This window comes from Zoogloea dura (assembly GCF_012927165.1).
Taxonomy (GTDB): Bacteria; Pseudomonadota; Gammaproteobacteria; order Burkholderiales; family Rhodocyclaceae; genus Zoogloea; species Zoogloea dura.
In genome coordinates this window covers 55,022-80,674 of record NZ_JABBGA010000011.1, presented here as the reverse complement: position 1 = coordinate 80,674, position 25,653 = coordinate 55,022, and the positions used below count along the sequence as shown (strand labels likewise).

The following is a 25,653-nucleotide window of genomic DNA, read 5'->3' as shown; positions in this document are numbered from 1 at the left end:
GCATCATCGGCAACTCGATCAGGCATCGCCGTCCCGAAGGAGAATCCCATGGCTGAGCACACCGTTCTGCTGGTCGCCACCCGCAAGGGCGCCTGGCTGTTTCACGCAGATCCCGAGCGCCGCCACTGGCGGGTGGACGGCCCCCACTTCCTGGGCCACAGCGTCCACCACCTGGTGCTCGACCCCCGCGACGGGCGCACCCTGCTCGCCGCCGCCAGGACCGGCCACCTCGGCCCTACCCTGTTCCGCTCCACCGACCTCGGCCACAGCTGGCAGGAAGCGGCCCGGCCGCCGGCCTTCGCGCCTGCCCCCGCCGGCCAGCAGGGGCGCGCGGTGGATCACACCTTCTGGCTGACTCCGGGGCACGCCAGCGAACCCGGCGTGTGGTACGCCGGCACCTCGCCCCAGGGCCTGTTCCGCTCCGAAGACGGCGGCGACACCTGGGCCCCGGCCTCGACCATCAACGACGACCCGCAGTATCGCGCCTGGATGGGCAGCGCGCAGGACGGCACCCCCGACGGCCCCAAGCTGCACTCCATCATCGTCGACCCGCGGGACCCGGCCCACCTCTACATCGCCATGTCCGGCGGCGGCGTCCACGAATCCACCGACCGCGGTCACAGCTTCCGGCCCCTGGTCGGCGGCATGCAGGTGGTGGACGGCTTCGACCCCACCGACATCACCTTCCACGACCCCCACTGCCTGCGCCTGTGCCCAAGCAATCCGGACCGCCTCTACCAGCAGAACCACTGCGGCATCTACCGCATCGACCGCCCCTCCGACACCTGGCAGCGCATCGGTCGCGCCATGCCGGCCGAGGTGGGTGACATCGGCTTTCCGATGGTGGTGCATCCGCACGACGCCGACTGCGCCTGGGTCTTTCCGATGGACGGCACCGATGTCTGGCCGCGCACCAGCCCGGGCGGCAAGCCGGCGGTCTATGGGACGCGGGATGCCGGCGCCAGCTGGCAGCGGCTGAACCAGGGCCTGCCCGCCGAACAGGCCTGGTGGACCGTCAAGCGCCAGGCCATGACCGCCGACAGCCACGACCCGCTGGGCCTGTACTTCGGCACCAGCAGCGGCGAGCTGTGGATAAGCCGCGACGAGGGCCGGCAGTGGGAATGCCTGGCCCGCCACCTGCCCGAGATCTACGCCCTCGAAACCGCCCGGCTGCCGGCAGCATGAAAGTCCTGATCCCCAGCGCCCTGCACAGCTACACCGGCGGCGCCCGGGCCGAGGCCGACGGCGCCACCCTGGCCGAAGCCCTGGCCGACCTCGAGCGGCGCTATCCGGGCATCCGCTTCCGCATGATCGACGAGCAGAACCGCATCCGCCGGCACATCCGCTTCTTTGCCGACGGCACCCAGGTCTTCGACCTGGGGCAGGCCCTCGACCCGGCCGGCGAGCTGATCATCGTCCAGGCGCTGAGCGGCGGCTGAGCCCTTTCGCCGAGCCCTTTCGCCGAGCCCCTTCACCGGCATGTAACACGCACTGGGTAGCGTTCCGGGTTTAGTCAAACCGAATCCGGAACCCACCCATGTCCGCCCAACACCGCTCCACCCTGCGCCTCCTCGCCGCCCTCGTGCCCGCGGCCCTCGCCCTGTCTGCCCCGGCCGCCCACGCCGGCGTCTCCCTCATCGGCATCGGCCAGATCACCGGCAGCGACCTGTCCGGCCTCACCGGCACGCTCGAGAACGGCGCCGCCGCCAACACCCTCGGCGGCCTGGGTTCGGGCATTGCCTGGGCCGGCGGCAACACCTTCCTGCTGACCCCCGACCGCGGCCCCAACGCCAGCGCCTGGAACAGCGCGGTGGACAACACCACCAGCTGGATCCCGCGCTTCCAGACCATGGACCTGGGCCTCAGCAGCACCACCTTCAGCGCCGGCAGCGTGGCCAGCCTGAGCCCGGTGCTCAACGCCACCACCCTGCTCTCCAGCACCACTGCGCTGAACTACGGCAGTGCCCCGGCCCTCACCGGCAGCGGCGTCAATTACTTCACCGGCCGCTCCGACGCCTTCGCCACCGGCCTGTCCACCAACCCGGACAACGCCCGCCTCGACCTGGAGGGCATCCGCGTCGCCGCCGACGGCAAGAGCGTGTACATCTCCGACGAGTACGGCCCCTACATCTACCGCTTCGACCGCAGCACCGGCGAGCGCACCGGCGTGATCACCCTGCCGGAGAAGTTTGCCGCCGTCACCCCGGCCGCCACCGAGAGCGCCGAGATCGCCGCCAACAGCAGCGGCCGCGTCACCAACAAGGGCATGGAAGGCCTCGCCATCACCCCCGACGGCAAGACCCTGGTCGGCGTCATGCAGAGCCCCCTGGCCCAGGACGGCGGCACCGCAGCCAGCACGGTGCGCATCGTCACCGTGGACCTCGCCACCGGCAAGGTCACCCACGAATACGCCTACCAGCTCGACAACATCGGCACCGTCGCCAAGCCCAAGTACGGCAGCATCAGCGAGATCGTGGCCATCAACGACCATGAATTCATCATCGACGAACGGGACGGCAAGGGCCTCGGCGACGACTCCAAGGCCGTGCAGAAGAAGCTCTACCGGGTGGACCTGAGCGGCGCGCAGGACGTGAGCGCCCTCACCGGCGAGACGGCCCTGGCCGCCAAGGCCGTGGGCAAGACCCTGTTCGTGGACCTGGTGGCCCTGCTCAAGGCCAACGGCTACACCGACCGGACCATCCCCGCCAAGATCGAGGGCCTGGCCTTCGGCCCCGACGTGCTGGTGGACGGCGTGTGGCAGCACACCCTGATCGTCACCAACGACAACGACTTCCTCGACATGGCCACGGTGCAGGGCATCGACACCGCCAACCCCAACCAGTTCTTCGTGCTCGGCGTCACCGGCGACGTCCTCCCCGGCTTCGCCGCCCAGCAGATCCCCGAACCCGCCAGCCTGGCCCTTGCCCTGCTGGGCCTCACCGGCTTCATGCTGCGCCGCCGCTGAGCCTCTCCCGGCTCCGGAGCCGGGAGAGTGAGTTAGCCTCCGGGGAGGCCGGTTCCCCTCGGGGGGGAACTAGTTCCCCCCCGAGGGGAACCGGACAAGTTGGGCCCGGAGGAGAACAAGTTGGGCTCCGGGCCTGACTGGCTTCCCTGCGAAGCCAGTGAGTCAGCCACGAAAACCGGATGGCCGGGTTCGGAGCCCGGTGAGCTGGGCTCCGATGGAAACTCACTGGCCCCGGAGCCTGGCTGGCCCCGCAGGGCAACAGGTTCAAGGCGGAGGGAAACTCGCCGGGCGCTGAACCCAACTCGCCGGGCGCGGAGCGGAGCGGGCAACGGATGTCGCCCCCGTGGCCTCCCCGTCCCCTGGGATCACCCGGGATCGGATCTGCGCGCCTCACGCACCTCACGCACTCTGACAGCGCCGTTATTGCGGCGGGCCAGGAGTGCCATGGCAATGCCCCCCACGCCGAGCAGGGCCAGGGAATAGGCGATCAGCGCCAGGGCACGGAAGCCGCTGCCGGCATCACCGGCGCCGCCCAAGGCATACCAGCAGAAGCAGGGAATGCCCGGCACCGCCAGCAGCCCCAGGTAACGCAGCAGGCCTCCGCGCACATCATCCAGCTTCATGGCAGGCCTCCTCTCCATCGAGGGCAACGCCCCCACCCTGTCGTTATAGCCTCCGGCAGACTTCAGCGCCCGCCCGCGACGTCGAGGATCGCCCCGGTGGAGTAGGAGGCTTCGTCGGACAGCAACCAGAGGATCGCCCTGGCCACCTCCTCCGCCTGACCACCGCGCTTCATGGGGATCGCCTCCTTCACCCGCTCAACCCGGCCGGGGTCGCCGCCGCTGGCATGGATCTCCGTGTCGATGATGCCCGGCGCCACCGCATTGACGCGGATGCCCTCGGCCGCCACCTCGCGGGCCAGCCCCAGGGTCAGCGTCTCGAGCGCCGCCTTGGACGCCGCGTAATCCACGTACTCGCCCGGCGAACCCAGCCGGGCCGCCCGCGACGACACGTTGACGATGGCCCCGCCCCGGCCGCCATGGCGGGTGGACATGCGACGCACGGCCTCCCGCGCGCACAGGAAGCTGCCGGTCACGTTGGTGGCAAAGACCCGCTGGAGGCGCGCCGCATCCATCTCGTCGACCCGCATCTGGGTCTCCAGCACCCCCGCGTTGTTCACCAGCGCCGACAGCGGCCCACAGGTGGCATCCACCTCGCGGAACAGGCGCTGCACGTCCCCCTCCTGCGCCACGTCGGCCTGTACCGCCAGGGCCTGGCCGCCACCTTCGACAATCTCCGCCACCACGTCCTCGGCGGCAGCCCGGTTGCGCAGGTAGCTGATGGCCACCGCATAGCCCCGTGCAGCCCCCAGTCGCGCCACCGCCGCGCCGATCCCCCGTGACCCGCCGGTCACCAACAGCACTTTGCTCAAGCTCCCTCCTCCCGGCCACGGCCCCTGCCCGGGCCACCGCCACATGATCGACCCCGCAGAGCCTCTTCAGCCGCCCCGCTCCAGCCACCGGAGCAGGGTGGCGTAGAGGGCCTGTGTATCCACCGGCTTGGTGATGAAGTCGTCCATGCCGGCCGCCAGGCACTGGGCGCGGTCTTCGCCGAAGGCGTTGGCGGTCATGGCGATGATGGGCAGGCTGGCGGCGGGGTGGGTCTGGCGGATGCGCCGGGTGGCTTCGAGGCCGTCCATGTTGGGCATCTGCATGTCCATCAGCACCAGGGCGTAGCGCCCGCCCATCACCATGGCCAGGGCCTGTACGCCGTCCTCGGCGAAGTCGACCTGGAAGCCCACGTCCTCCAGCAGGGCCCGTGCCACTTCGCGATTGACCAGGTTGTCCTCGGCAACCAGCACCGGGGTGCCGGCATGCCGGCTGCGCAGGCAGTCTACAGGGCTGGCGGCCGGCTCCCCGGCCCGGGACGGCGCCTCCTGCCCCTCCGGCATGCCTTGCGCCGGCTTGGCCAGGCGGGCCGAGAACCAGAAGGTGCTGCCCTGCCCCGGCGTACTGCGGCCCCCCGCTCTCCCTCCCATCAGCTCGGCCAGCCGGCGGGTGATCGCCAGCCCCAGGCCGGAGCCGCCGTACTTGCGGGTGGTGGAGGTGTCTGCCTGCTCGAAACTGGTGAACAGGCGCGGCAGCACCTCGGCCTCGATGCCGATGCCGGTGTCGCTCACCTCGAAGCACAGCAGCGCGTCGACGACGCTCTCCTCGATGAGGTGCACGGCCAGCACGATGTGCCCGGAGGGGGGGGTGAACTTGATGGCGTTGTTGGCGTAGTTGATGAGGGCCTGGCGCAGTCGGCCGGCGTCGCCCAGCAGGGGCTCCGGCAGCGGCCCGGCGCGCCATTCGAGGCTCACCCGCTTACCGCGGGCGGTCTCGCCGAGCATGGCCACGGTCTCCTCGAGCACCGCCCGGGGGCTCACCGGCCGGGCTTCGAGATCGAGCTTGCCGGCTTCGATCTTGGACAGGTCGAGGATGGCGTCGATAACCTTCAGCAGGTGGTCGGCGGAGGTTTCCAGGGTACCGAGGCGCGCCTCCTGCTCTGGCGACAGGCCACTGCGGCGGATCAGTTGGGCCATGCCGATGATGCCGTGCAGCGGCGTGCGGATTTCGTGACTCATGTTGGCCAGGAAGGCGCTCTTGGCCACATTGGAGGCATCTGCCTTTTCCTTGGCGACGCTGAGCTCGCGGGTGCGTTCGCGGATCTGTGCCTCAAGCCCGCGGCCGTGCGACTCCAGCGCCCGGGTCATCGCAGTGAGGCTGGTGAACTGGCGCCGGATCAGGACGCCCGCGCAGGCCAGCAGCCCGCCACCGAGGACGGCCAGCAGCAGGAACTGCTCGACCCGTTCACGCCAGCCCGCCAGGGCGTCGTCCTTGCGCACCGCGGTCACCACCCGCAGGTCGTCGTAGCCTGCCACCGGCACCACGGCCAGCAGGTAGTCGTTGCCCTCGAGCGGCATCTCCGGCCGGATCTCGGCGGCCAGGGTGATGGCCGGCTCCGGGATCAGGGACTGGATCTTCTGCACGCCGGCCGGCCCATCGGCCAGCGTGCGGCAATGGGCGATGATCTCGCCGCTGCGGTTCACCAGGGCGCCGATCAGGCTGCGGTAGTTGAGGAGAGACTGGCAGTAGGCCTCGAAATAGCCATGCTCCATGGCCCCCATCAGGATGCCCGCGAAGCGCCCGTCCGGATATTCCAGGCGCCGGATCTGGGCATAGGTGAGGCGGCCGGTGTTGCGCCCCACGTAGGGGCCGAAGCTGGCCTTCCGGGCACCTGCCGGAAACTGGCTCCAGTAGGGCCTGTCGACGACCCGGATGGGCTTGAACTCGGCTGCGAAGCTGACGTGGCGCTGCTTGCCGTCGGCGTCGAAGATGAGGAGGTGGCGCAGCTGGGGCAGATGCACCGTCAGGCGGGTCTGCAGGTACTGGTAGCCCTGCCGGGAATCCGGCCAGTCCCACCAGGCCTTGGCGGTGAGGTCTTCCTGGACGTTCTCGAGCAGCAGTTCGACGCTGTCGATGGAGCGCGCCACATGTTCGGCCAGGCCGAGGGCATACAGGCGGTTGCTCTGCCACTCCTCCTTGAGAACCCGCTCCTTGTCCAGCAAGATGCCGGCGGCAATCGCCACCACCATCAACGCTGCCGCAGCAACCGCCAACGCAAATCCAAACGGCGTGATCTGCGGCATGCGTGATCGCATCCCTGTCCCCTTCTGTGACGCTGTATCGGGACAGGATACAGGCTGGGCAAATCCACCCGCAACTTTCACCCCGTGGGCATGGCCCGCCCCACCTGGCAGGGCGGGCACGGCGCTGCAGGGGCTGACGAGGGTGTCGCAAAATCCACCGGTCCAGGCCTGTGGGAGGGTGCTGTAAGCACTTTGGGTTCGAGTTGGTGCGCCTTTGCTGGTCGGCGTTCCTTTTATCCACGTTGAATTGGCCGGGAGTTCGCCCCGGCGGGCGACTCAACGCGGAAAAAAGGAAAGCCGACCAGCAAAGGCACAGACGCAGTGCGACCACCAACACAACCTGGACAACATCAGCCCCGGCGAGACGGCAGAGTTTTACAACACCCTCCGAAGCCGCCCCTACACGCCCCGCCCGTCCAGCCACACCTCCAGCCCCTGCGCGTTCAGCTCCACATCGAGCGCCAGGATGCGCCGCCATTCGGCCTCGGGCACGGTCCAGCCGTTGCGGGTGGCTTCCGCGCCGAGCAGGGTCCAGAGGTCGGCCTCGATCAGGGCCTTGCGGCCTTCGGCCGCAGCATGGCGCTCGGCGATGGCGACGTGGGCGTCGATCAGGCGATGCAGGTCGGCCGCCAGGCGCGGCACATCGGTAACCTGGGCGTAGTGGGTCAAGTACATGGCCACCGGCTGCTCGGCCTCCATGCGGCGGATCGAGGCGTGCATGGCCTCCGGCTCGAACTGCACCGGCGTGGTGGTCGGGAAGATGCTGGGCCGGCCCTCCACATCCAGGCTGCGGTAGGACAGGCCGAAGGTGTCACCGGTGAAGAAGCTGCGGCTCCGGGTGTCGAAGTAGCACACGTGATGGCGGGCATGACCCGGCGTATCGAAGACGCGGATCGTGCGCCCCGCGAGGTCCAGTTCGTAGCCATCACCCGCCTCGATGATGCGCTCTGCCGGCACCGGGATCAGCTCGCCGTAGAGTTCCCGGGCCCGCTCGGGCCCATACACCGCCGACACCCCGGCGAACAGCTTGGACGGCTCGGCCATGTGGCGCGCGCCGCGGGGATGGACCACCAGCTTCGCGTTGGGGAAGGCCTGCATGAAAGCACCCGCCCCGCCGGCGTGGTCCAGGTGGATGTGGGTCAGCAACACGTAATCCACGGCCCCGGCCGACAGCCCGGTGGCCGCCAGCGCCTCCAGCACATGGCGCAGGGAATCGTTGTTGCCGGTATCCACCAGCGCGGCCCGGCCCCCCTCCTCGATCAGGTGGATGGCCGCCACGTCAGGCCCCGTGTACCCCGAATCGACCGCGTAGATGCCGTTCCCGAACGCCTTCAAACCCTGCATGGAAATCCCCTGATGGCAAAACGCGGATTCTAGCTGCATCGCAGCAAAAAGAACCTCTCACTCCGGCTTACTTCCCGGCACAGACAAGCGGATCCAAACAGAGTAAACAGGGAGCTCACCCGTTCCCACGAGAAGGAGGAACTTCCCATGTTGACACTGCAGGACTGCATCGAGATGTCGGACCTTACCGAGGACGAAATCCTCGCCATCGCCGAGCACGAACACATTCCAGAAATGCTGGCCGTCGAGATGGGCTGCTATCTCTGCCACACCCCCGAGGGCGACCTGAGCATCCGCCGCATGATCGCCGACGATATCCAGCACGCCCGCGACAAGGGCGACCTCGTCCGCGTAGCAGAGCTCAAGACCGTGTTGAAGCACTACGTGGCAGCCCATCACGGCTCGGCCTGAGCCGCGTCGGGGTCGTCAGACGGACAACGGGTTGGCATAATCGGTCAACCCGTCCTTTACCTCCCGCCCAGATGGCCCTCCTTCGTTGCAACAAATGCGGCCATGTGGCCGAAGCTCCCGCCAGCCAGATCAGCACCAGCGTGCCCTGCCCCGCCTGTCAGAACCCTGTCCAGGTCTACGACACCGTGCTTTTCGTGCGCAAGGTGCTGCACCAGTATTTCACCATCCAGAACGAGCTGAAACAGCTTCGTTCCGCCGAGCCTCCCTTCCCCACGCTCACGGCGAGTCCCCCTGCAACGCTGGACAACATCGATGTCCACAACACCGAGCACCTCACCAGCGAAGCTTGGCATGCAGAGATCGTGGCCTGGTTCCTGCGTCGGCAGATCCAGGTCCGTACAAGTCCCGAAGCAGTCAATACCACAGGATTTTTCGATGAATTCGCGGTGGAGATCGGTGACAACTACACACTGCTTGGCGATGTGGTCGGCAAGATCCGCTGGGCCCAGCAAAAGGACGTGCCCAGTTTCAGTCTCAAACTCGGGGATCTCAGCCAGAAGGATGGCCAGGCCATCAACGCTTTCTGCAAGCGTCTCTACGAACACACCTTCCTGTCCAAGTACTTCTACCAGAAGCAGGACAAGATCGGCCGAGCCACCATCCAGACGGCACCGGGCATCCGTAACTTCTTTGCCGGGGACTGGCTGGAGTGGTACGCCCTGATGAAGCTGCTGGCCTTCTTCCAGGAAAAGCAGAAGACCTTCTCGTGCACCCGGAACCTCTCGATAGTGTTCCCCAACGAGGATCTGCACGAACTCGACGTGTTCTTCCTGATAGAGGGCAACACGCCCGTATGCATCGAATGCAAGACCGGCGAATTCCGCCAGGACATCGACAAATACCTCAAGCTGCGCAAGCGCCTGGGTATAGACCGGAGCCAGTTCGTCCTGTGCTGCCTTGGTCTCAACGACGAGCAGGCGGCCGGCCTGAGCAGCATGTACGAACTCAGCTTCGTCAGCCCTTCCGGCTTGCAGGGCCACCTCGCAAAGCTGTTCTGACCTGGGCGGCCAAGCCGGGGTAGAATTCCGGCCCCATGAGCCGCGCCCGCGAAACCCTCTTCCACGTCTTCGGCTACACCGGCTTCCGCGGTCCGCAGGAGGACATCGTCGAACACGTGGCGGCCGGCGGCGATGCGCTGGTACTGATGCCCACCGGCGGCGGCAAGTCCCTGTGCTACCAGATCCCGGCCCTGCTGCGCCCCGGCGTGGCCATCGTCGTCTCGCCGCTGATCGCCCTGATGCAGGACCAGGTCAGCGCCCTCAAGGAGGTGGGGGCAGCGGCCGACTTCCTCAACTCCAGCCTGGGCTTCGAGCGGGCCATGGAGATCGAGCGGGCGATGCTCGCCGGCGCCCTCGACATGCTCTACGTGGCCCCCGAACGCCTGGTCACGCCGCGCTTCCTGGATCTGCTCGACCACCTCCACGAGGCCGGCCAGCTGGCCCTCTTCGCCATCGACGAGGCCCACTGCGTGTCCCAGTGGGGCCACGACTTCCGCCCCGAATACCTGCAGCTGTCGATCCTGCCAGAGCGCTACCCCCAGGTGCCGCGGATCGCCCTGACCGCCACCGCAGACGCCCAGACCCGCCGCGAGATCGCCGAGCGCCTGCGCCTGCTCGAAGCGCGCGAGTTCGTCTCCAGCTTCGACCGGCCCAACATCCGCTACACCATCGTCCCCAAGGACAATCCCCGCGCCCAGCTGCTGGCCTTCCTGAAGGACGGCCACCTGGGCGAGGCCGGCATCGTCTATTGCAGCTCCCGCAAGAAGGTGGATGAAACCGCCGCCTGGCTGCAGGAAAAGGGTATCGCCGCGCTGGCCTACCACGCCGGCATGGGCACCGAGGAGCGGGCCATCAACCAGGACCGCTTCCTGCGCGAGGACGGCATCGTGATGGTGGCCACGGTGGCCTTCGGCATGGGCATCGACAAGCCGGACGTGCGCTTCGTAGCCCACCTCGACCTGCCCCGCTCCATCGAAGGCTACTACCAGGAGACCGGCCGCGCCGGCCGCGACGGCCAGCCCGCCGAGGCCTGGATGGCCTACAGCGTGGCCGACCTGGTGCAGCAGCGCCGCTTCATCGACCAGGGCGAGGCCAATGCCGAGGTCAAGCGCGTGTCCACCGCCAAGCTGGACGCCCTGCTGGGCCTGTGCGAGACCACCGGCTGCCGCCGCCAGCGCCTGCTGGGCTATTTCGACGAGGCCTCCGAGCCCTGCGGCAACTGCGACACCTGCCTGAACCCGCCCCAGGTCCGCGACGCCAGCGAATCGGCGCGCAAGGCCTTGTCCTGCGTGTTCCGCACGGGCAGCCGCTTCGGCGCCGGGCATATCGTGGATGTGTTGCTGGGCAAGGCCACCGACAAGGTCAAGGAGTGGCAGCACGACCAGGTCAGCACCTTCGGCATCGGTTCCGAGCTGGATGACAAGGGCTGGCGCACCCTGATCCGCCAGCTGGTGGCCCATGGCGCCCTGGCGGTCGATCACGAGCGCTACGGCGCCCTGACCCTCACCGAGACCGCCCGGCCGCTACTGCGCGGTGAGAGCAGCTTCACCCTGCGCATCGACGCAGCGCCGGCCAAGAAAGGCCGCAAGGCCGACACCACCCGCAAGCTGCGCGACTGGCCGGAGGCCACCGGCGCCGAGGCCGCCCTGCTGGAGCGCCTGCGCGCCTGGCGGGCCAGCACGGCCAAGGAACGCAACGTACCGGCCTACGTGATCTTCCACGACGCCACCCTGCGCGACATCGCCCGCCAGCGGCCGGACAGCATAGCCGCGCTGGGCACCATCTCGGGGGTGGGCGACCGCAAGCTGGACGCCTACGGGGCTGACATCCTCGGCCTGCTGGCCGGGGTGGACTGACCAGAAAGCACAAGCCCGGCGCGAGGGCCGGGCTTGATGGGTGCGACTGGGCTGGAAAGCCGTTCAGGATTTGAGGCGCATCTCCGCCGAGCGGGCGTGGGCCTGCAGGCCTTCACCGTGGGCCAGCACCGAGGCGATGCGGCCAAGGGTCTGGGCGCCCTGTTCTGAGATGTCGATCAGGCTGGTGCGCTTCTGGAAGTCATAGACCCCCAGCGGGCTCGAGAAACGGGCGCTGCGCATGGTCGGCAACACGTGGTTCGGGCCGGCACAGTAGTCACCCAGCGCCTCGACCGAGTAGTGGCCGATGAAGATGGCCCCGGCATGGCGGATCTCGTCGATCCACTGGTAGGGGTCGTCCAGGGATAGCTCCAGGTGCTCCGGCGCGATGCGGTTGGCAATGGCGCAGGCCTCGGCCAGATCCTTCACGTGGATCAACGCACCACGGTTCTTCAGGGACACGGCGATGGTCTCGCGGCGCGGCATCTCGGGCAACAGACGGGCGATGCTCGCCTCGACCCGGCCGATGAAGGCCTCGTCGGTGCACAGCAGGATGGACTGGGCCAGCTCATCGTGCTCGGCCTGGGCGAAGAGGTCCATCGCCACCCAGTCGGGCTCGCCGGAACCATCGGAGATCACCAGCACCTCGGAGGGGCCGGCCACCATGTCGATGCCGACGGTGCCGAAGACCCGGCGCTTGGCACTGGCCACGTAGGCGTTGCCGGGGCCGACGATCTTGTCCACCTGGGGGATGGTCGCCGTGCCATAGGCCAGGGCGGCCACGGCCTGGGCGCCGCCGATGGTGAACACCCGGTCCACCCCGGTGATGGCTGCGGCGGCCAGCACCAGCGGATTCTTCTCACCGCGGGGGGTCGGCACCACCATGATCAGCTCGCCCACCCCGGCCACCTTGGCGGGGATGGCGTTCATCAGCACCGAGCTGGGATAGGAGGCGCGGCCACCAGGCACATACAGGCCGACCCGGTCGAGCGGGGTGACCTTCTGCCCCAGGCGGGTACCGTCCATGCCCGGGGATTCGTCGGTGTAGCGCCAGGACTCGATCACCTGGCGCTGGTGGTAGCTGCGTACCCGCTCGGCGGCGGTCTCGAGGGCCTGGCGCTGCTCGGCGGAGAGGCCGGCAAGGGCGGCCTCCAGCTCGGCCCGGGGCAGCTCCAGCGCGGTCATGTCGGCCACGTCGAGGTGGTCGAAACGGCGGGTGTATTCGACGACAGCCTGGTCGCCGTCGCGGCGCACCGCCTGCAGGATGTCGGCCACGGCCTGCTCGATGGCGGCGTCGGTGCTGCCCTCGAAGGCCAGCAGCGCGTCGAGGGTGGCCGTGAACCCGGCCTGACTGGACGAGAGACGGCGGATGAGGGCTTCAGTCATGGCCTGATTGCTCCGGCGAAGGCGTCCAGCACAGGCTGGATGAGCTCGCGCTTGAGCTTGAGGGACGCCTGATTGACAACGAGACGGGAGCTGATGGGCATGATGTCCTCCACCTCCACGAGATTGTTGGCCTTGAGGGTGCTGCCGGTGGATACGAGGTCGACGATGGCGTCGGCCAGGCCGACCAGCGGCGCCAGCTCCATGGAACCGTAGAGCTTGATCAGGTCCACGTGCATGCCCTTGGCGGCAAAGTGTTCCTTGGCGGCCTTGACGTACTTGGTGGCGACCCGGATGCGCGCGCCGCGCTTCACGGCTGCGGCGTAGTCGAACTCCTTGGGCACCGCCACGCACAGGCGGCACTTGGCGATGTTGAGGTCGAGGGGCTGGTAGAGGCCCGCGCCGCCGTGCTCGATCAGGACGTCCTTGCCGGCAATGCCCATGTCGGCGGCACCGTACTGCACGTAGGTCGGCGTGTCGGTGGCGCGCACGATGACCAGGCGCACGTCCGGCCGGTTCGTGCCGATGATGAGTTTGCGCGAGCTTTCCGGGTTGTCGGTCGGCGTGATCCCCGCGGCGGCGAGCAGCGGCAGGGTCTCCTCGAAAATTCGGCCCTTCGAGAGGGCAAGCGTAATGCCGTTCAAGATGATGATCTGTCTGCGTAAAAAGAGATTCTAGCCGATCGGGCAACGATCCGCCGCCGGGCCAGTCCGAAGGTTTGTCCCCCGTACCGGCTTCTGTTAGCCTTCGGTGCATGGCTGGTCCGCCTCAGGCGGCTCGGCCATTTTCTTTTGTCATTCAACGAGGATCTCGTCATGAAACCCGAAATCACCGTCTCCACCGACGACCTGGAACGCCTGGAGGGCCTGCTCTCCAAGCCGCCCACCCGCAACCGCAGCGACCTGGACGGCCTGCGCGCCGAGCTGGAACGCGCCCTTATCGTCGACACCGACGAGCTTCCCGCCGATGTGATTGCCATCAACCGCCGCGCCCGCTTCCGCGAGGAACACTCGGGCCGCGAATACGAACTGACCCTGGCCTGGCCCCATGAGGCCGACGCCGCCCTGGGCCGCGTCTCCATCTTCTCGCCCGCCGGCAGCGCCCTTCTTGGCTTGTCCGCCGGCCAGGTGATCGACTGGAAGACCCCCGAGGGCCACGCCATCCAGCTGCGTGTGCTCACCGTGCTGTAGGGGCAATGGCAGGGGCGTTGCAGGGGCGGCTTCAGCCGTCCCCTGACTCTGCTCAGGCACCTGTGGGCGGCTGAAGCCGCCCCTACAGGCCACCTCAGCGGATGCGGCTGACCCGGGCGCCCAGCGCGGTGAGCTTTTCTTCCAGCTTCTCGTAGCCACGGTCCAGGTGGTAGATCCGGTCGACGATGGTCTCGCCTTCGGCCACCAGGCCGGCGATGATCAGGCTCGCCGAGGCGCGCAGGTCGGTCGCCATCACGGTGGCGCCCTGCAGCTTCGCCACGCCCTTCACGAAGGCCGTGTTGCCGTCGATCTTGATGTCGGCGCCAAGACGCTGAAGCTCCACCGCGTGCATGAAGCGGTTCTCGAAGATGGTCTCGCGGATCACCGCGGTACCGTCGGCCACCGCGTTGAGGGCCATGAACTGGGCCTGCATGTCGGTCGGGAAGGCCGGGTACGGCGCCGTGCGCAGGCTCACCGCATTGAGGCGGGCCGGTGCCTTGAGGCGCACCGCATCCCGCTCGGCGAAGACTTCGCAGCCCGCATCCATGAGCTTGTCCACCACCGCGTCCAGGTAGCTGGCCGAGGTGCCGGTCAGGCGCACTTCACCGCCCGTGACGGCGGCGGCACACAGGTAGGTGCCGGTCTCGATGCGGTCGGGCATCACCCGGTGGGTGGCACCGTGCAGGGCGGGCACGCCCTGGATGCGGATCACGTCGCCACCGGCACCGGAGATGCGCGCGCCCATGGCCACCAGGCAGTTGGCCAGATCGACCACCTCGGGCTCGCGGGCGGCGTTCTCGATCACCGTCTCGCCATCGGCCAGACAGGCGGCCATCATCAGGTTTTCGGTGCCGGTCACGGTGACCATGTCGGTGAACAGGCGGGCGCCCTTCAGGCGCGGCACCTTGGCATGGACGTAGCCATGCTCGACCTTGACCTCGGCCCCCATGGCCTGCAGGCCCTTGATGTGCTGATCCACCGGACGCGCGCCGATGGCACAGCCACCGGGCAGGCTGACCCGCGCCTCACCGAAGCGGGCCACCAGCGGGCCCAGCACCAGGATGGAGGCGCGCATGGTCTTGACCATCTCGTAGGAGGCCAGCGGGTTGTTCACCCCGGCGGCATCGAGGGTCACGCTGTCGCCATCACGGCTGACCTTGACCCCCATCTGCTCGAGCAGGCGCAGCAGGGTGGCAATGTCGTTGAGCCGCGGCACATTGGTGAAGGTGACCGGCTCGGCCGTCAGCAGCGCCGCACACAGGATGGGCAGGGCCGCGTTCTTGGCACCGGAAATGGCGATCTCGCCCGACAGGCGGGCGCCGCCTTCGATCAACAGTTTATCCATGCATCAAGGGCGTGTTTCAGCCCAGTTCCTTCTGAAATTCGGCCCATTGGGCGGGCGTGTAGGTGGTCAGCTGGAGGGCGTGGATCTCGTTGCCCATCAGCTTGCCGAGGGTGGCATAGACGGCCTGGTGCTGGCGCACGCGGGGCTTGCCTTCGAAGGCCGCGCTGACGACGACGCCGGCAAAGTGGGTGCCGTCATCCCCTTCGATCTTCAGGAATTCGCACTCGAGCCCGGCGGCGACGAGGCGTTCGATTTCACTGGCCAGAAACATGATTCAGATCCTCAGGCCCGCAGCTTGTAGCCCCTGGCAAGCATTTGCAGGGTGATGGCGGCGAGCACGACAAAACAGACAGAAACGACTCCGAAGCTGGCCCACGGGGACACGTCGGAGACACCGAAAAAGCCGTAACGGAACCCGTCAATCATGAAGAAAAACGGGTTGAAATGCGACACCCCTTGCCACACTGCAGGCAGGGAATGGATCGAATAGAACACGCCGGAGAGCATGGTCAGCGGCATGATCAGGAAGTTCTGGAAAGCTGCCAGCTGGTCGAACTTGTCGGCCCAGATTCCCGCGATCACGCCGAGGCTTGCAAGAAACGCGCCGCCCATCAGGGTGAAGGCGATGATCCAGCCCGGCGCGGCAAAGTGCAGATCGGTCAGGGGCAGCGACACCAGTAGCACACCGATGCCGCACAGCGTGGCGCGCAGCACCGCCGCCAGCACGTAGGCGGCGTAGAACTCCCGATAGGAGATCGGCGGCAGCAGCACGAACACGATGTTGCCGGTGATCTTGCTCTGGATCAGCGACGACGAGCTGTTGGCGAAGGCGTTCTGCAGCACCGTCATCATCACCAGACCAGGCACCAGGAAAGCCGTGTAGTTGACGCCCGGATAGGGCTGCACGTGGTCTTCCAGCACATGGCCGAAGATCAGCAGGTAGAGCACAGCATTGAGCACCGGCGACAGCACGGTCTGGAAGCCGACCTTCCAGAAGCGCAGGCATTCCTTGTAAAGCAGGGTCTTGAAGCCTTCCATGGGTCGCCTCAGTTCTGGTTCATGATGCCGACGAAGACCTGCTCCATGTCGGGCTTGCCGAGGACCATGTCCACGACCTTGCCGCCACAGGTACGCACGCCGGCCAGCAGGTCGGCCACCTCGTCGAAGGCGTCGAAGCCGAACTCGAGGGTGCTGCCCTCGGTCTTGAGCAGCTTGCCGGCGAGCGGCCCGGCCAGGGTGATCGCTTCTTCCAGGCTGACCCGCAAGGTGTGGCTGGCAAAGCGCTGCAGCAGATTGGCCGTGGTATCCAGGGCCACCACCCTGCCGGCCTTGAGCATGGCGATGCGCCCGCACAGGGTCTCGGCCTCTTCGAGGTAGTGGGTGGTCAGGACGATGGTGTGGCCGTCCTGGTTGAGCTTGCGGATGAACTGCCACAGGCCCTGGCGCAGTTCCACGTCCACCCCGGCCGTCGGCTCGTCGAGGACGATCACCGGCGGGCGATGCACCAGCGCCTGGGCCACCAGAGCGCGCCGCTTCATGCCACCAGAGAGCATGCGCATGTTGGCGCCGGCCTTGCCAGTGAGGTCCAGGTGATGAAGGATCTCGTCAATCCAGTCGTCGTTGTTGCGGATGCCGAAGTAACCGGACTGGATGCGCAGCATCTCGCGCACCGAGAAGAAAGGGTCGAAGACCAGCTCCTGGGGCACCACCCCCAGCGCCAGGCGGGCCGCCCGGTAGTCCTTGACCACGTCGTGCCCCATCACTTCGAGGGTCCCGGAGTCTGGCCGGGCGAGGCCGGCCAGGGACGATATGAGGGTGGTCTTGCCGGCCCCGTTGGGGCCCAGAAGGCCGAAGAATTCACCCTGGGCCACCTCCAGATCCACGCCGGCCAGAGCCTGGAGGGAACGGAAACGCTTGGTGACGCCGGCTATGCGGATCGCAGGAATCATGGGCGGGGAAAGAGCGGAGGGAAAGGCTGGCCTCAACGGGCCAGCGGCAGGATGGAGTCGACGTCGTAGAGGGACGCAAGGCTGACCAGCGCCGCGGGCGGCTGGTCGATGGACAGGGTGCGCCCGGCGCCACGCGCGACGCGCACCCAGCTGAGCAGCAGGGCCAGGGCCGATGAGTCCACCTGGGTCACCCCGGACAGGTCCACGACCAGATCGGCCGCGGCCACCGGCCCGCGCCCCTCCTCCGCCAGCGCGGCTGCGGTGGCGAGGGTGACGGGGCCTGAAAGACTCAGCCGGTCGCCTTCGGTACGGATCATTTCTTGGCGGAGGCCGTGGTATCGAGCTGCTTGTTCTTGTCCTTGAGGGACTTGATCAAGCCGTCGATACCGCCGGCACGGACTTCCTGGCCGAAGCTGTCACGATAGTTGGTGACCAGGCTGACGCCCGCCACCATCACGTCGTAGACCTTCCAGGCATCGCCCTGCTTGTCGAGGGCATAGTCGATCTGTACCGGCTTGGCACCGGGCTGGCGCACTTCGGTGCGCACCACCACATCGGTGTCCTCGGGCTTGGCCTTGAAGGGCTTGAAGTCAATCTGCTGGTTGCGGTACTGGGTCAGGGCATTGGAGTAGGTGCGCACCAGCAGGCTCTTGAACTCCTGGGTCAGCACGGTCTTCTGCTCGGGGCTGGCCTGCTTCCAGTCCTTGCCCACGGCAAGGCGGGTCATGTGGGCGAAGTCGAAATAGGGGATGACCTTGGTTTCGACCAGCTCGACCGCCTTGCGGGTGTCACCGGACTGGATGGCCTTGTCCTGGCGCACGATGGTGATCACGTCGTCGGTCACACCCTTGACCAGGGCGTCGGGCGCCATGCCCTCGGCGAAGGCGCTGAACTGGACGCCGACACTGAGGGCCAGGGCGGCAAGCACGGTGGAGATACGTTTCATTCCTGAGTCTCTTTCTTGTCGGATTGCGGGGCGGCCTGCGGCGCGGAGGCGCCATCATCGCCGCTCGCCTCGTCATCGTCCGGGTCCTTGACCCGCGGCGGCTGACCATCGTAAACCTGGTTGAGGCGATACTGGATGTAGAAACTGCGCAGGTAACCGTATTTATCCAGGGCCGCCTGCTCCGCCGTGGTATCGGCGCCCAGCAACTGGGCCCGCTTGCTCACGAAGCGCAGGCCGGTAAGGGAATTGCGGGTCGCGACTTCCTCGACCTGGAAGACCGGGTCAACGCTGAGATCGCCGATCAGGCCGACCGTGTCACGCACGTTGCTCGGCCCCAGCAGGGGCAGCACCAGGTAGGGCCCGTCGCCAACGCCCCACTTGCCCAGCGTCTGCCCGAGGTCTTCGTCGTGTTTTTCGAGACCCAGCTCGGTGGCGATGTCGAACAGGCCGAAGATGCCGACCGTGGAATTGACGAGCACCCGGCCGCCATCGGACAGACCGTCGGTGACCTTGCCCTGGAGGAGATTATTGACTCCGATCCAGATGTCGCCAATGTTGCCGAAGAAGTTGCCTACGCCGACCTTGATGGGCAGCGGCGCATAGTCGTACACCTGCGCCACCGGCCGCATGACGTACTTGTCGGCAGTCTCGTTGAAGGCGAAGGTTGCCCGGTTGAGGGGCTCCAGCGGGTCCTTGGGGTGGCCGCCCGGGCCGGCACAGGCCGTCAGGCCAAGCCCCAGCGCAAGGCAGGCAAGCCCCCTCGATACGGTTCCCGATTCTGCTTTCCTGTTCTTCATTGCGATTCATGCACGGGCATCCCCGCCGCATGCTCTCTGTTGTGTTGTGCCAGGGCTTATTTGGCCGGCGCCGTATCTCCCTCGGCCGCCTTGCTGAACATGAACTGGCTGATCAGCTTCTCGAGTACAACGGCCGATTGAGTCTTCTTGATGACATCGCCCGGTGCCAGCATCTTTTCCTCACCGCCGGGATCAAGCCCGAGGTACTGCTCACCGAGCAGGCCGGAAGTGAGGATGTTGGCAAAGGTGTCGGTGGGGAACTTGTAGCGTCCATCCACGGTGAAGACCACTTCGGCCTGGAAGCGTTCATTGTCGTAGTGGATCTCGGAAACGCGCCCAACCAGCACACCGGCAACCTTGACCGGCGCCCGCACCTTGAGGCCACCGATGTTATCGAAGCGGGCCGTGAGCGTGTAGGGCGACTTGATGTCGGACCCCGAGACACTGCCGACCTTGATCGCCAGGAAGAACAGCGCGGCGATACCCATCGCCACGAACACCCCGACCCACAGATCAAGCGTGGTACGACTCATCATTAACCTCGGAACATGAAAGACGTCATTACAAAATCAAGCGCCAGGATGGCCAGGGCCGAACTCACCACGGTACGGGTGATGGCCCGGGAAACACCCTCGGCGGTGGGTACGCAGTCGTAGCCCTCGAAAACGGCAATCAGGGCGACCGCCACGCCGAAGACGCAGCTCTTGATGACCCCGTTGATCACGTCGTAGCGGAAATCCACGGCCGCCTGCATCTGGGCCCAGAACGCGCCATCGTCCACACCGATGGCCACCACGCCGATCAACCAGCCGCCAAACACGCCCATCGCCGAAAACAGGGCGGCCAGCAGCGGCATCGAGATGACCCCGCCCCAGAAGCGCGGCGCCACCACCCGGGCGATCGGGCTCACCGCCATCATGTCCATGGCCTTGAGCTGCTCGGTGACCTTCATCAGGCCGATCTCGGCGGTCACCGCCGAGCCGGCCCGGCTGGCGAACAGCAGGCCGGCCACCACCGGGCCGAGCTCCCGCACCAGGGACAGGGCTACCAGGGTGCCCAGGGAATCGCTGGCGCCATAGCGCTGCAAGGTTTCATAGCCCTGCAGGCCCAGCACCAGGCCGACGAACAGCCCCGACACCAGGATGATCAGCAGCGACATCACGCCGCTGAAATAAAGCTCGCGGATGGTCAGGTGCAGGCGGGTGAAGGATTGCCCCGAATAGAGCAGGACCATCCAGAAGAAGCGGGTGATGAAGCCCAGGCGCCAGACGCCGTTGATCGCCAGCGCCCCCAGCTTGCGCAACACGCCCAGCATCAGGCCGCCCCCCCGGTCAATGCCGTGGCGTAATCGCCTGCCGGATAGTGGAAGGGCACCGGGCCGTCCGCCTCGGCGTGCACGAACTGGTGCACGAAGGGATCGGAGGTGTTGCGGATGTCATCCGGCGTACCTTCGGCCACCACCCGCCCTTCGGAGATGAAATAGATGTAATCGACGATCTGCAGCGACTCCTGGATGTCATGGGTGACGATGACCGAACTGGCCCCCAGCGCGTCGTTGAGGCGCCGGATCAATTGCCCGATCACCCCCAGGGAAATCGGATCGAGGCCGGTGAAGGGCTCGTCGTACATCAGCAGCATGGGGTCGAGGGCGATCGTGCGGGCCAGCGCCACCCGCCGCGCCATTCCGCCGGACAGTTCGGCCGGCATCAGCTTGGCCGCACCGCGCAAACCCACGGCATGCAGTTTCATCAGCACCAGGTCGTTGATCAGCTCGGGCGACAGCTCGGTATGCTCGCGCAACGGAAACGCCACGTTGTCGAAGACCGACATGTCGGTGAACAAGGCGCCGAACTGGAACAACATGCCCATCCGCCGGCGCATGGCATACAAGTCGTCGCGCCCAAGCCGCGCCACATCCTGGCCGTCGACCAGCACGCGCCCCGAACGGGCCTTTTCCTGGCCGCCGATCAGGCGCAACAAGGTCGTCTTGCCGCAACCGCTCCCGCCCATGATGGCCACCACTTTGCCACGGGGGATTGACAGGGAAATGTCGCGCAGGATCGCCCGTTCGCCATAGGCGAAACGCACGTTCTCGAGACGAACAAGAGGCTCGGACATGAGATTTTGTTGCAACGCGGGACGCGGATTGTAGCAGAGCGATTCGTTCCTGACATGCCGGAACGTATGCACCCGGGGGGAAATATCTCGTCACATCAATGTCTTGAGCGCACTACAGCAGGCTTTTCAATGGGCAGTTTATAATGCGGAGTTCCGTTCCACCGACCCTCCACCGACCCATTTCCCGCCCATGCAGGACAAATACCTTCCCGCCGACATCGAGCGCGCCGCCCAGCAGCACTGGGACAGCACCGAAGCCTTCCGCGTCACCGCCGACGCGTCGAAGCCCAAGTACTACTGCCTGTCCATGTTCCCCTACCCTTCGGGCAAGCTGCACATGGGGCACGTGCGCAACTACACCATCGGCGACGTGCTGTCCCGCTTCCACAAGATGAAGGGCTTCAACGTCCTCCAGCCCATGGGCTGGGACGCCTTCGGCCTGCCCGCCGAGAATGCCGCGATCAAGAACCAGGTGCCGCCTGCCAAGTGGACCTACGACAACATCGCCTACATGAAGCAGCAGCTCAAGTCGCTGGGTTTTGCCATCGACTGGAACCGAGAGCTGGCCACCTGCACCCCCGAGTACTACAAGTGGAACCAGTGGTTCTTCCTGCGCATGCTCGAGAAGGGCATCGCCGAGCGCAAGACCCAGGTGGTCAACTGGGACCCGGTGGACCAGACCGTACTGGCCAACGAGCAGGTCATCGACGGCCGCGGCTGGCGCACCGGCGCCCTCGTCGAGAAGCGCGAGATCCCGGGCTACTACCTCAAGATCACCGACTACGCCGACGAGTTGCTGGGCGACCTGGACACCCTCGACGGCTGGCCCGAACGGGTCAGGCTGATGCAGGCCAACTGGATCGGCAAGAGCACCGGCGTGCGCTTCGCCTTCAAGCACGACATCGCCGCCCCTGACAACGCTGGCGGCCTGATCGGCGACGGCAAGCTGTGGGTCTTCACCACCCGCGCCGACACCATCATGGGCGTCACCTTCTGCGCCGTCGCCGCTGAACACCCGCTGGCCCTGCATGCAGCCAGGGCCAACCCGGAGCTCGCCGCCTTCATCGAGAAGTGCAAGCACGGCTCCGTCATGGAGGCCGACATGGCCACCATGGAGAAGGAAGGCCTGCCCACCGGCCTGTTCGTCACCCACCCCCTCACCGGCAAGCAGGTGGAAGTGTGGGTCGGCAACTACGTGCTGATGAGCTACGGCGACGGCGCCGTGATGGGCGTTCCCGCCCACGATGAGCGCGACTTCGCCTTTGCCAAGAAATATTCGCTGCCCATCGAGCAGGTAGTAGCCCTCGGCGACAAGCCCTACAGCCTGGATGCCTGGCAGGAGTGGTACGGCAGCAAGGACGGCAGCTGCGTCAACTCCGGCAAGTACGACGGCCTGAACTACGAAGCCGCGGTGGACGCCATCGCCGCCGACCTGACCGCCCTGGGCATCGGCGACAAGAAAATCCAGTGGCGCCTGCGCGACTGGGGCATCTCCCGCCAGCGCTACTGGGGCTGCCCGATCCCCATCATCCACTGCGACAGCTGCGGCTCGGTGCCGGTACCTGACGACCAGCTGCCGGTGGTGCTGCCCGAGGACTGCGTGCCGGACGGCTCCGGCAACCCGCTGCACAAGCGCGAGGACTTCCTCAACGTGGCCTGCCCGTGCTGCGGCAAGCCGGCCCGTCGCGAAACCGACACCATGGACACCTTCGTGGATTCGTCCTGGTACTACGCCCGCTACGCCACCACCTTCGGCAAGGACAAGATGGTGGACGACGAGACCGGCTACTGGATGACCGTCGACCAGTACATCGGCGGCATCGAGCACGCCATCCTGCACCTGCTCTACTCCCGCTTCTGGACCAAGGTGATGCGCGACCTCGACCTGGTCACCTACCGGGAACCCTTCGCCCACCTGCTGACCCAGGGCATGGTCCTGAACAACGCCTTCTTCCACAAGCCCGAAGGCGGCGGCAAGAACTACTTCTGGGAGAGCGAGATCGACATCCGCAAGGATGCCAAGGGCCAGATCACCGGCGCCACTCTCAAGAAGGACGGCACGGAGCTCGAGCACGAGCTCACCACCATGTCGAAGTCCAAGAACAACGGCGTGGACCCGCAGTCCCTCATCGAGCAATACGGCGCCGACACCGCCCGCTTCTTCATGATGTTCGCGGCGCCGCCGGAGCAGACCCTCGAATGGTCCGACGCTGGCGTTGAAGGCGCCTACCGCTTCCTGCGCCGGGTGTGGAGCTTCGGCCACCTGTTCTCCACCGAGATCCGCGGCCAGATCGGCGCCCAGCGCAGCCTGGCCGGCGCCAAGCTGCCCGAGGAGCTGGCCACCTTCCGCCGCGAGATCCACCTGCTCCTCAAGCAGGCCAACTACGACCTGGGCAAGCAACAGTTCAACACGGTGGCTTCGGCCACCATGAAGATGCTCAACGCCATCGAGAAGGCGCCCCGCCAGGGCGCCCTGGCCGCCGAGGTGATCGAGGAGTGCTTCGGCATCCTGCTGCGCGTGCTGTCGCCCCTCACCCCTCACATCAGCCACGCCCTGTGGTCCGCCCTCGGCTATGGCGAGGACATCCTCAAGGCCGCCTGGCCCGAGCCCCTCGACGCCGCCCTGGCCCAGGACGAGCTTGAGCTCATGCTGCAGGTGAACGGCAAGCTGCGCGGCGCCCTGCGGGTGCCGGCCGAAGCCGCCAAGGAGGCCATCGAAGCGGCTGCGCTGGCCCACGAGGCGACCATCAAGTTCCTCGAAGGCCGGCCCGCCAAAAAAGTGGTGGTGGTCCCCGGCCGCCTGGTCAACATCGTCGGCTGAACGCCCGGAGGCTCTCCATGCGCCACATCTTCCTCGCCCCCTGCCTCGCCCTGCTGGCCGCCTGCGCCAACACCCCGGGTGAGCGGGGCCTCTATGAAGGACTCCGCCAGGAGAACCTCCGCCGCCAGTACGAACCGGGCCGCGACATCAGCCGCGACCCGGCGCCCCCCAGCTACGAGGCCTACGAAAAGGAACGCCAGCGCCTCAAGGAGGACCCGCTCCAATGACTTACCCGCCCCGGCCCGGCCGACGCCGCGCCCTCGCCGCCCTCGGCGCCCTACCCCTGCTTGCCACCGGCTGCGGCTTCCAGCTGCGCGGCCAGCGGCCGCTGCCTTTCGACACCCTCTACCTGGGCATGTCGGAGTACTCCGACCTGGCCGCCGCCATCCGGCGCCAGATCCATGCTGGCAGCAACACCCGGGTGGTCAGCAACAAGGAAGAGGCCCAGGTCCGCCTGGAGGTTCTGGCCGACGCCAAGGAAAAGGTCATCCTGGCCCTCAACACCCAGGGCCGGGTCCGCGAATACCAGCTGCGCCTGCGCTACGCCTTCCGCCTGGTGGACAAGAACAACCAGGAAGTCCTGGCCCCCAACGAGATCCTGCTGCGCCGCGACCTGGCCTTCGACGACTCCCAGGTCCTCGCCAAGGAACAGGAAGAGATCCTGCTCTACCGCGACATGCAGAGCGACCTCGTGCAGCAGCTCATGCGCCGGCTGGCTGCTGCCAGGATGCCGGACGCACAGCCCAAGCCGTGATCCTCCGCCCCGAGCAGCTCGCCTCCCAGCTCGACAAGGCCCTCGCCCCCCTCTACGTCCTGCACGGCAATGAGCCCCTGCTGGTCCTCGAGGCGGGCGACGCCATCCGCGCCGCGGCCCGCCGCCAGGGCTACGCCGAACGCGAAGTGCTGGTCGCCGGCCAGGGCTTCCGCTGGGAAAGCCTGCAGTCGGCGGCCGGTAACATGTCGCTGTTCGGCGCCAGCAAGCTCGTCGACCTGCGCATCCCCAACGGCAAACCCGGCCGCGACGGCGGCGAGGCCCTGCAGCGCTATGCGCGCAACCTGGATGACGGCGTCGTCACGCTGATCACCCTGCCCGAGCTCGACTGGGCCACGCGCAAGGCCGCCTGGTTCACCGCCCTGGCCGAAGCCGGCGTGGCGGTCGAACTCAACGCCCCGGAACGGGACCGCCTGCCCGAGTGGATCGCCCGGCGCCTCGCGAATCAGCAGCAGAAGGCCAGCGCGGACGCCCTGGGCTTCATCGCCGATCATGTCGAAGGCAACCTGCTGGCGGCCCACCAGGAGATCCTCAAGCTCGGCCTGCTGCACCCGCCCGGCGAGCTGAGCCTGGACGCCGTGCGCGATGCGGTGCTCAACGTGGCCCGCTACGACGTCGACAAGCTGCGCACCGCCCTGCTGGAAGGCGACGCGGCCCGCTGCGCCCGCCTGCTCGAAGGCCTCAAGGGCGAAGGCGAAGCCCCACCCCTGGTGCTGTGGGCCCTGGCCAACGAAGTCCGCAGCCTGGCCAACCTGCGCCAGGGCCTCGACGAAGGCCAGCAACTTCAGGGGCTCCTCAAGGTCGAACGGATCTTCGACGACCGTCGCAAACAGGCCCTGCAGCGTGCACTGCCCCGCCTCGGCGGCGCCCAGCTGCGTACCGCGATCTTGCACGCTGCAAGGATTGACCGGATGATCAAGGGCCTGACCGGCGGAGACGTCTGGGACGAATTCCTGCAACTCTGCCTGCGCATCTGCGCACCGGCCCGCGGCACCCCGGCACGACGCTGA

At 67.1% G+C, this 25,653-nt stretch carries 27 protein-coding genes; 11 read left to right on the top strand and 16 right to left on the bottom strand.

The genetic code is table 11. From position 1 onward, the window contains the following. The first annotated feature begins 48 nt into the window (after positions 1-48). The 3 genes from HHL15_RS14535 to HHL15_RS14525 all read left to right on the top strand — a co-directional run bounded on the left by HHL15_RS14535 (position 49) and on the right by HHL15_RS14525 (position 2,965). Positions 49-1,185: a WD40/YVTN/BNR-like repeat-containing protein gene (locus HHL15_RS14535; protein WP_169146504.1), complete on the top strand. Its 1,137-nt coding sequence runs from the start codon at positions 49-51 to the stop codon at positions 1,183-1,185. Then, positions 1,182-1,439 carry a ubiquitin family protein gene (locus HHL15_RS14530; RefSeq protein ID WP_169146503.1) on the top strand — a complete coding sequence of 86 codons (258 nt, stop codon included), beginning with the start codon at positions 1,182-1,184 and terminating at the stop codon, positions 1,437-1,439. The genes HHL15_RS14535 and HHL15_RS14530 overlap by 4 nt, the downstream gene beginning before the upstream one ends. 98 nt (positions 1,440-1,537) lie before the next feature. After that, entirely contained in the window at positions 1,538-2,965 is a 1,428-nt protein-coding gene (locus HHL15_RS14525; RefSeq protein WP_169146502.1) for an esterase-like activity of phytase family protein, read from the top strand. A 365-nt stretch (positions 2,966-3,330) separates the two neighbouring features. On the opposite strand, the gene HHL15_RS14520 is transcribed toward HHL15_RS14525, so the two are convergent. From HHL15_RS14520 to HHL15_RS14505, 4 genes are all read right to left on the bottom strand, one after another. Continuing rightward, positions 3,331-3,588 (bottom strand): hypothetical protein, encoded by a 258-nt coding sequence (locus HHL15_RS14520; RefSeq protein WP_169146501.1) that lies wholly within the window; start codon positions 3,586-3,588, stop codon positions 3,331-3,333. A gap of 62 nt (positions 3,589-3,650) precedes the next feature. Next, entirely contained in the window at positions 3,651-4,388 is a 738-nt protein-coding gene (locus HHL15_RS14515; RefSeq protein WP_328825042.1) for an SDR family oxidoreductase, read from the bottom strand. Between the two features lie 75 nt (positions 4,389-4,463). After that, positions 4,464-6,668, bottom strand: a complete 2,205-nt coding sequence (locus tag HHL15_RS14510; protein WP_169146499.1) for a response regulator — start codon at positions 6,666-6,668, stop codon at positions 4,464-4,466. A 387-nt stretch (positions 6,669-7,055) separates the two neighbouring features. After that, entirely contained in the window at positions 7,056-8,000 is a 945-nt protein-coding gene (locus HHL15_RS14505) for an MBL fold metallo-hydrolase (RefSeq protein ID WP_169146498.1), read from the bottom strand. 147 nt (positions 8,001-8,147) lie between these two features. On the opposite strand from HHL15_RS14505, the gene HHL15_RS14500 reads away from it, so the two are divergent. The 3 genes from HHL15_RS14500 (at position 8,148) to recQ (ending at position 11,325) form a co-directional block, all read left to right on the top strand. Beyond that, positions 8,148-8,411 (top strand): hypothetical protein, encoded by a 264-nt coding sequence (locus HHL15_RS14500; protein ID WP_169146497.1) that lies wholly within the window; start codon positions 8,148-8,150, stop codon positions 8,409-8,411. Positions 8,412-8,515: 104 nt separating this feature from the next. Then, positions 8,516-9,469 (top strand): PDDEXK family nuclease, encoded by a 954-nt coding sequence (locus HHL15_RS14495; RefSeq protein ID WP_206198773.1) that lies wholly within the window; start codon positions 8,516-8,518, stop codon positions 9,467-9,469. A gap of 35 nt (positions 9,470-9,504) precedes the next feature. Further along, positions 9,505-11,325: a DNA helicase RecQ gene (gene recQ, locus HHL15_RS14490; RefSeq protein WP_169146496.1), complete on the top strand. Its 1,821-nt coding sequence runs from the start codon at positions 9,505-9,507 to the stop codon at positions 11,323-11,325. Between the two features lie 63 nt (positions 11,326-11,388). On the opposite strand, the gene hisD is transcribed toward recQ, so the two are convergent. Then, on the bottom strand, positions 11,389-12,708 hold the full coding sequence (gene hisD / locus HHL15_RS14485) for a histidinol dehydrogenase (protein ID WP_169146495.1): 1,320 nt from the start codon (positions 12,706-12,708) through the stop codon (positions 11,389-11,391). Continuing rightward, positions 12,705-13,349: an ATP phosphoribosyltransferase gene (hisG, locus tag HHL15_RS14480; protein ID WP_169146494.1), complete on the bottom strand. Its 645-nt coding sequence runs from the start codon at positions 13,347-13,349 to the stop codon at positions 12,705-12,707. The genes hisD and hisG overlap by 4 nt, the downstream gene beginning before the upstream one ends. Positions 13,350-13,520: 171 nt before the next feature. Between hisG and rnk the strand changes: the two genes are divergently transcribed. Continuing rightward, on the top strand, positions 13,521-13,895 hold the full coding sequence (rnk, locus tag HHL15_RS14475) for a nucleoside diphosphate kinase regulator (RefSeq protein ID WP_169146493.1): 375 nt from the start codon (positions 13,521-13,523) through the stop codon (positions 13,893-13,895). Between the two features lie 94 nt (positions 13,896-13,989). On the opposite strand, the gene murA is transcribed toward rnk, so the two are convergent. The 10 genes from murA to HHL15_RS14425 are packed head-to-tail and all read right to left on the bottom strand — an operon-like array spanning position 13,990 to position 21,050. Further along, entirely contained in the window at positions 13,990-15,240 is a 1,251-nt protein-coding gene (gene murA, locus HHL15_RS14470) for a UDP-N-acetylglucosamine 1-carboxyvinyltransferase (RefSeq protein WP_169146492.1), read from the bottom strand. Between the two features lie 16 nt (positions 15,241-15,256). Continuing rightward, positions 15,257-15,511 (bottom strand): BolA family protein, encoded by a 255-nt coding sequence (locus HHL15_RS14465; protein ID WP_169146491.1) that lies wholly within the window; start codon positions 15,509-15,511, stop codon positions 15,257-15,259. A gap of 11 nt (positions 15,512-15,522) precedes the next feature. Next, entirely contained in the window at positions 15,523-16,278 is a 756-nt protein-coding gene (locus HHL15_RS14460) for an ABC transporter permease (protein WP_169146490.1), read from the bottom strand. An 8-nt stretch (positions 16,279-16,286) separates the two neighbouring features. Beyond that, positions 16,287-17,189 (bottom strand): ABC transporter ATP-binding protein, encoded by a 903-nt coding sequence (locus tag HHL15_RS14455; protein ID WP_169146489.1) that lies wholly within the window; start codon positions 17,187-17,189, stop codon positions 16,287-16,289. 32 nt (positions 17,190-17,221) lie between these two features. Then, positions 17,222-17,506 (bottom strand): STAS domain-containing protein, encoded by a 285-nt coding sequence (locus HHL15_RS14450; RefSeq protein ID WP_169146488.1) that lies wholly within the window; start codon positions 17,504-17,506, stop codon positions 17,222-17,224. Next, positions 17,503-18,135 (bottom strand): MlaC/ttg2D family ABC transporter substrate-binding protein, encoded by a 633-nt coding sequence (locus tag HHL15_RS14445; protein WP_169146487.1) that lies wholly within the window; start codon positions 18,133-18,135, stop codon positions 17,503-17,505. Before HHL15_RS14445 ends, HHL15_RS14450 begins: the two co-directional genes overlap by 4 nt. Further along, positions 18,132-18,932 carry an MlaA family lipoprotein gene (locus HHL15_RS14440; protein ID WP_169146486.1) on the bottom strand — a complete coding sequence of 267 codons (801 nt, stop codon included), beginning with the start codon at positions 18,930-18,932 and terminating at the stop codon, positions 18,132-18,134. Before HHL15_RS14440 ends, HHL15_RS14445 begins: the two co-directional genes overlap by 4 nt. 56 nt (positions 18,933-18,988) lie before the next feature. After that, entirely contained in the window at positions 18,989-19,465 is a 477-nt protein-coding gene (mlaD, locus tag HHL15_RS14435) for an outer membrane lipid asymmetry maintenance protein MlaD (protein WP_169146579.1), read from the bottom strand. A gap of 2 nt (positions 19,466-19,467) precedes the next feature. Continuing rightward, entirely contained in the window at positions 19,468-20,247 is a 780-nt protein-coding gene (gene mlaE, locus HHL15_RS14430) for a lipid asymmetry maintenance ABC transporter permease subunit MlaE (RefSeq protein ID WP_169146485.1), read from the bottom strand. Next, a complete protein-coding gene (locus tag HHL15_RS14425) occupies positions 20,247-21,050 on the bottom strand; it encodes an ABC transporter ATP-binding protein (RefSeq protein ID WP_169146484.1) in 804 nt (267 codons plus the stop codon). The genes mlaE and HHL15_RS14425 overlap by 1 nt, the downstream gene beginning before the upstream one ends. Positions 21,051-21,240: 190 nt before the next feature. Here HHL15_RS14425 and leuS point away from each other — a divergent pair, with 190 nt between their 5' ends. The 4 genes from leuS to holA are packed head-to-tail and all read left to right on the top strand — an operon-like array spanning position 21,241 to position 25,653. Then, positions 21,241-23,871 carry a leucine--tRNA ligase gene (leuS, locus tag HHL15_RS14420; RefSeq protein ID WP_169146483.1) on the top strand — a complete coding sequence of 877 codons (2,631 nt, stop codon included), beginning with the start codon at positions 21,241-21,243 and terminating at the stop codon, positions 23,869-23,871. 17 nt (positions 23,872-23,888) lie between these two features. Next, on the top strand, positions 23,889-24,098 hold the full coding sequence (locus HHL15_RS14415; RefSeq protein ID WP_169146482.1) for a hypothetical protein: 210 nt from the start codon (positions 23,889-23,891) through the stop codon (positions 24,096-24,098). Then, positions 24,095-24,625: an LPS-assembly lipoprotein LptE gene (locus tag HHL15_RS14410; RefSeq protein ID WP_169146481.1), complete on the top strand. Its 531-nt coding sequence runs from the start codon at positions 24,095-24,097 to the stop codon at positions 24,623-24,625. Before HHL15_RS14415 ends, HHL15_RS14410 begins: the two co-directional genes overlap by 4 nt. After that, entirely contained in the window at positions 24,622-25,653 is a 1,032-nt protein-coding gene (gene holA, locus HHL15_RS14405; RefSeq protein ID WP_169146480.1) for a DNA polymerase III subunit delta, read from the top strand. Before HHL15_RS14410 ends, holA begins: the two co-directional genes overlap by 4 nt.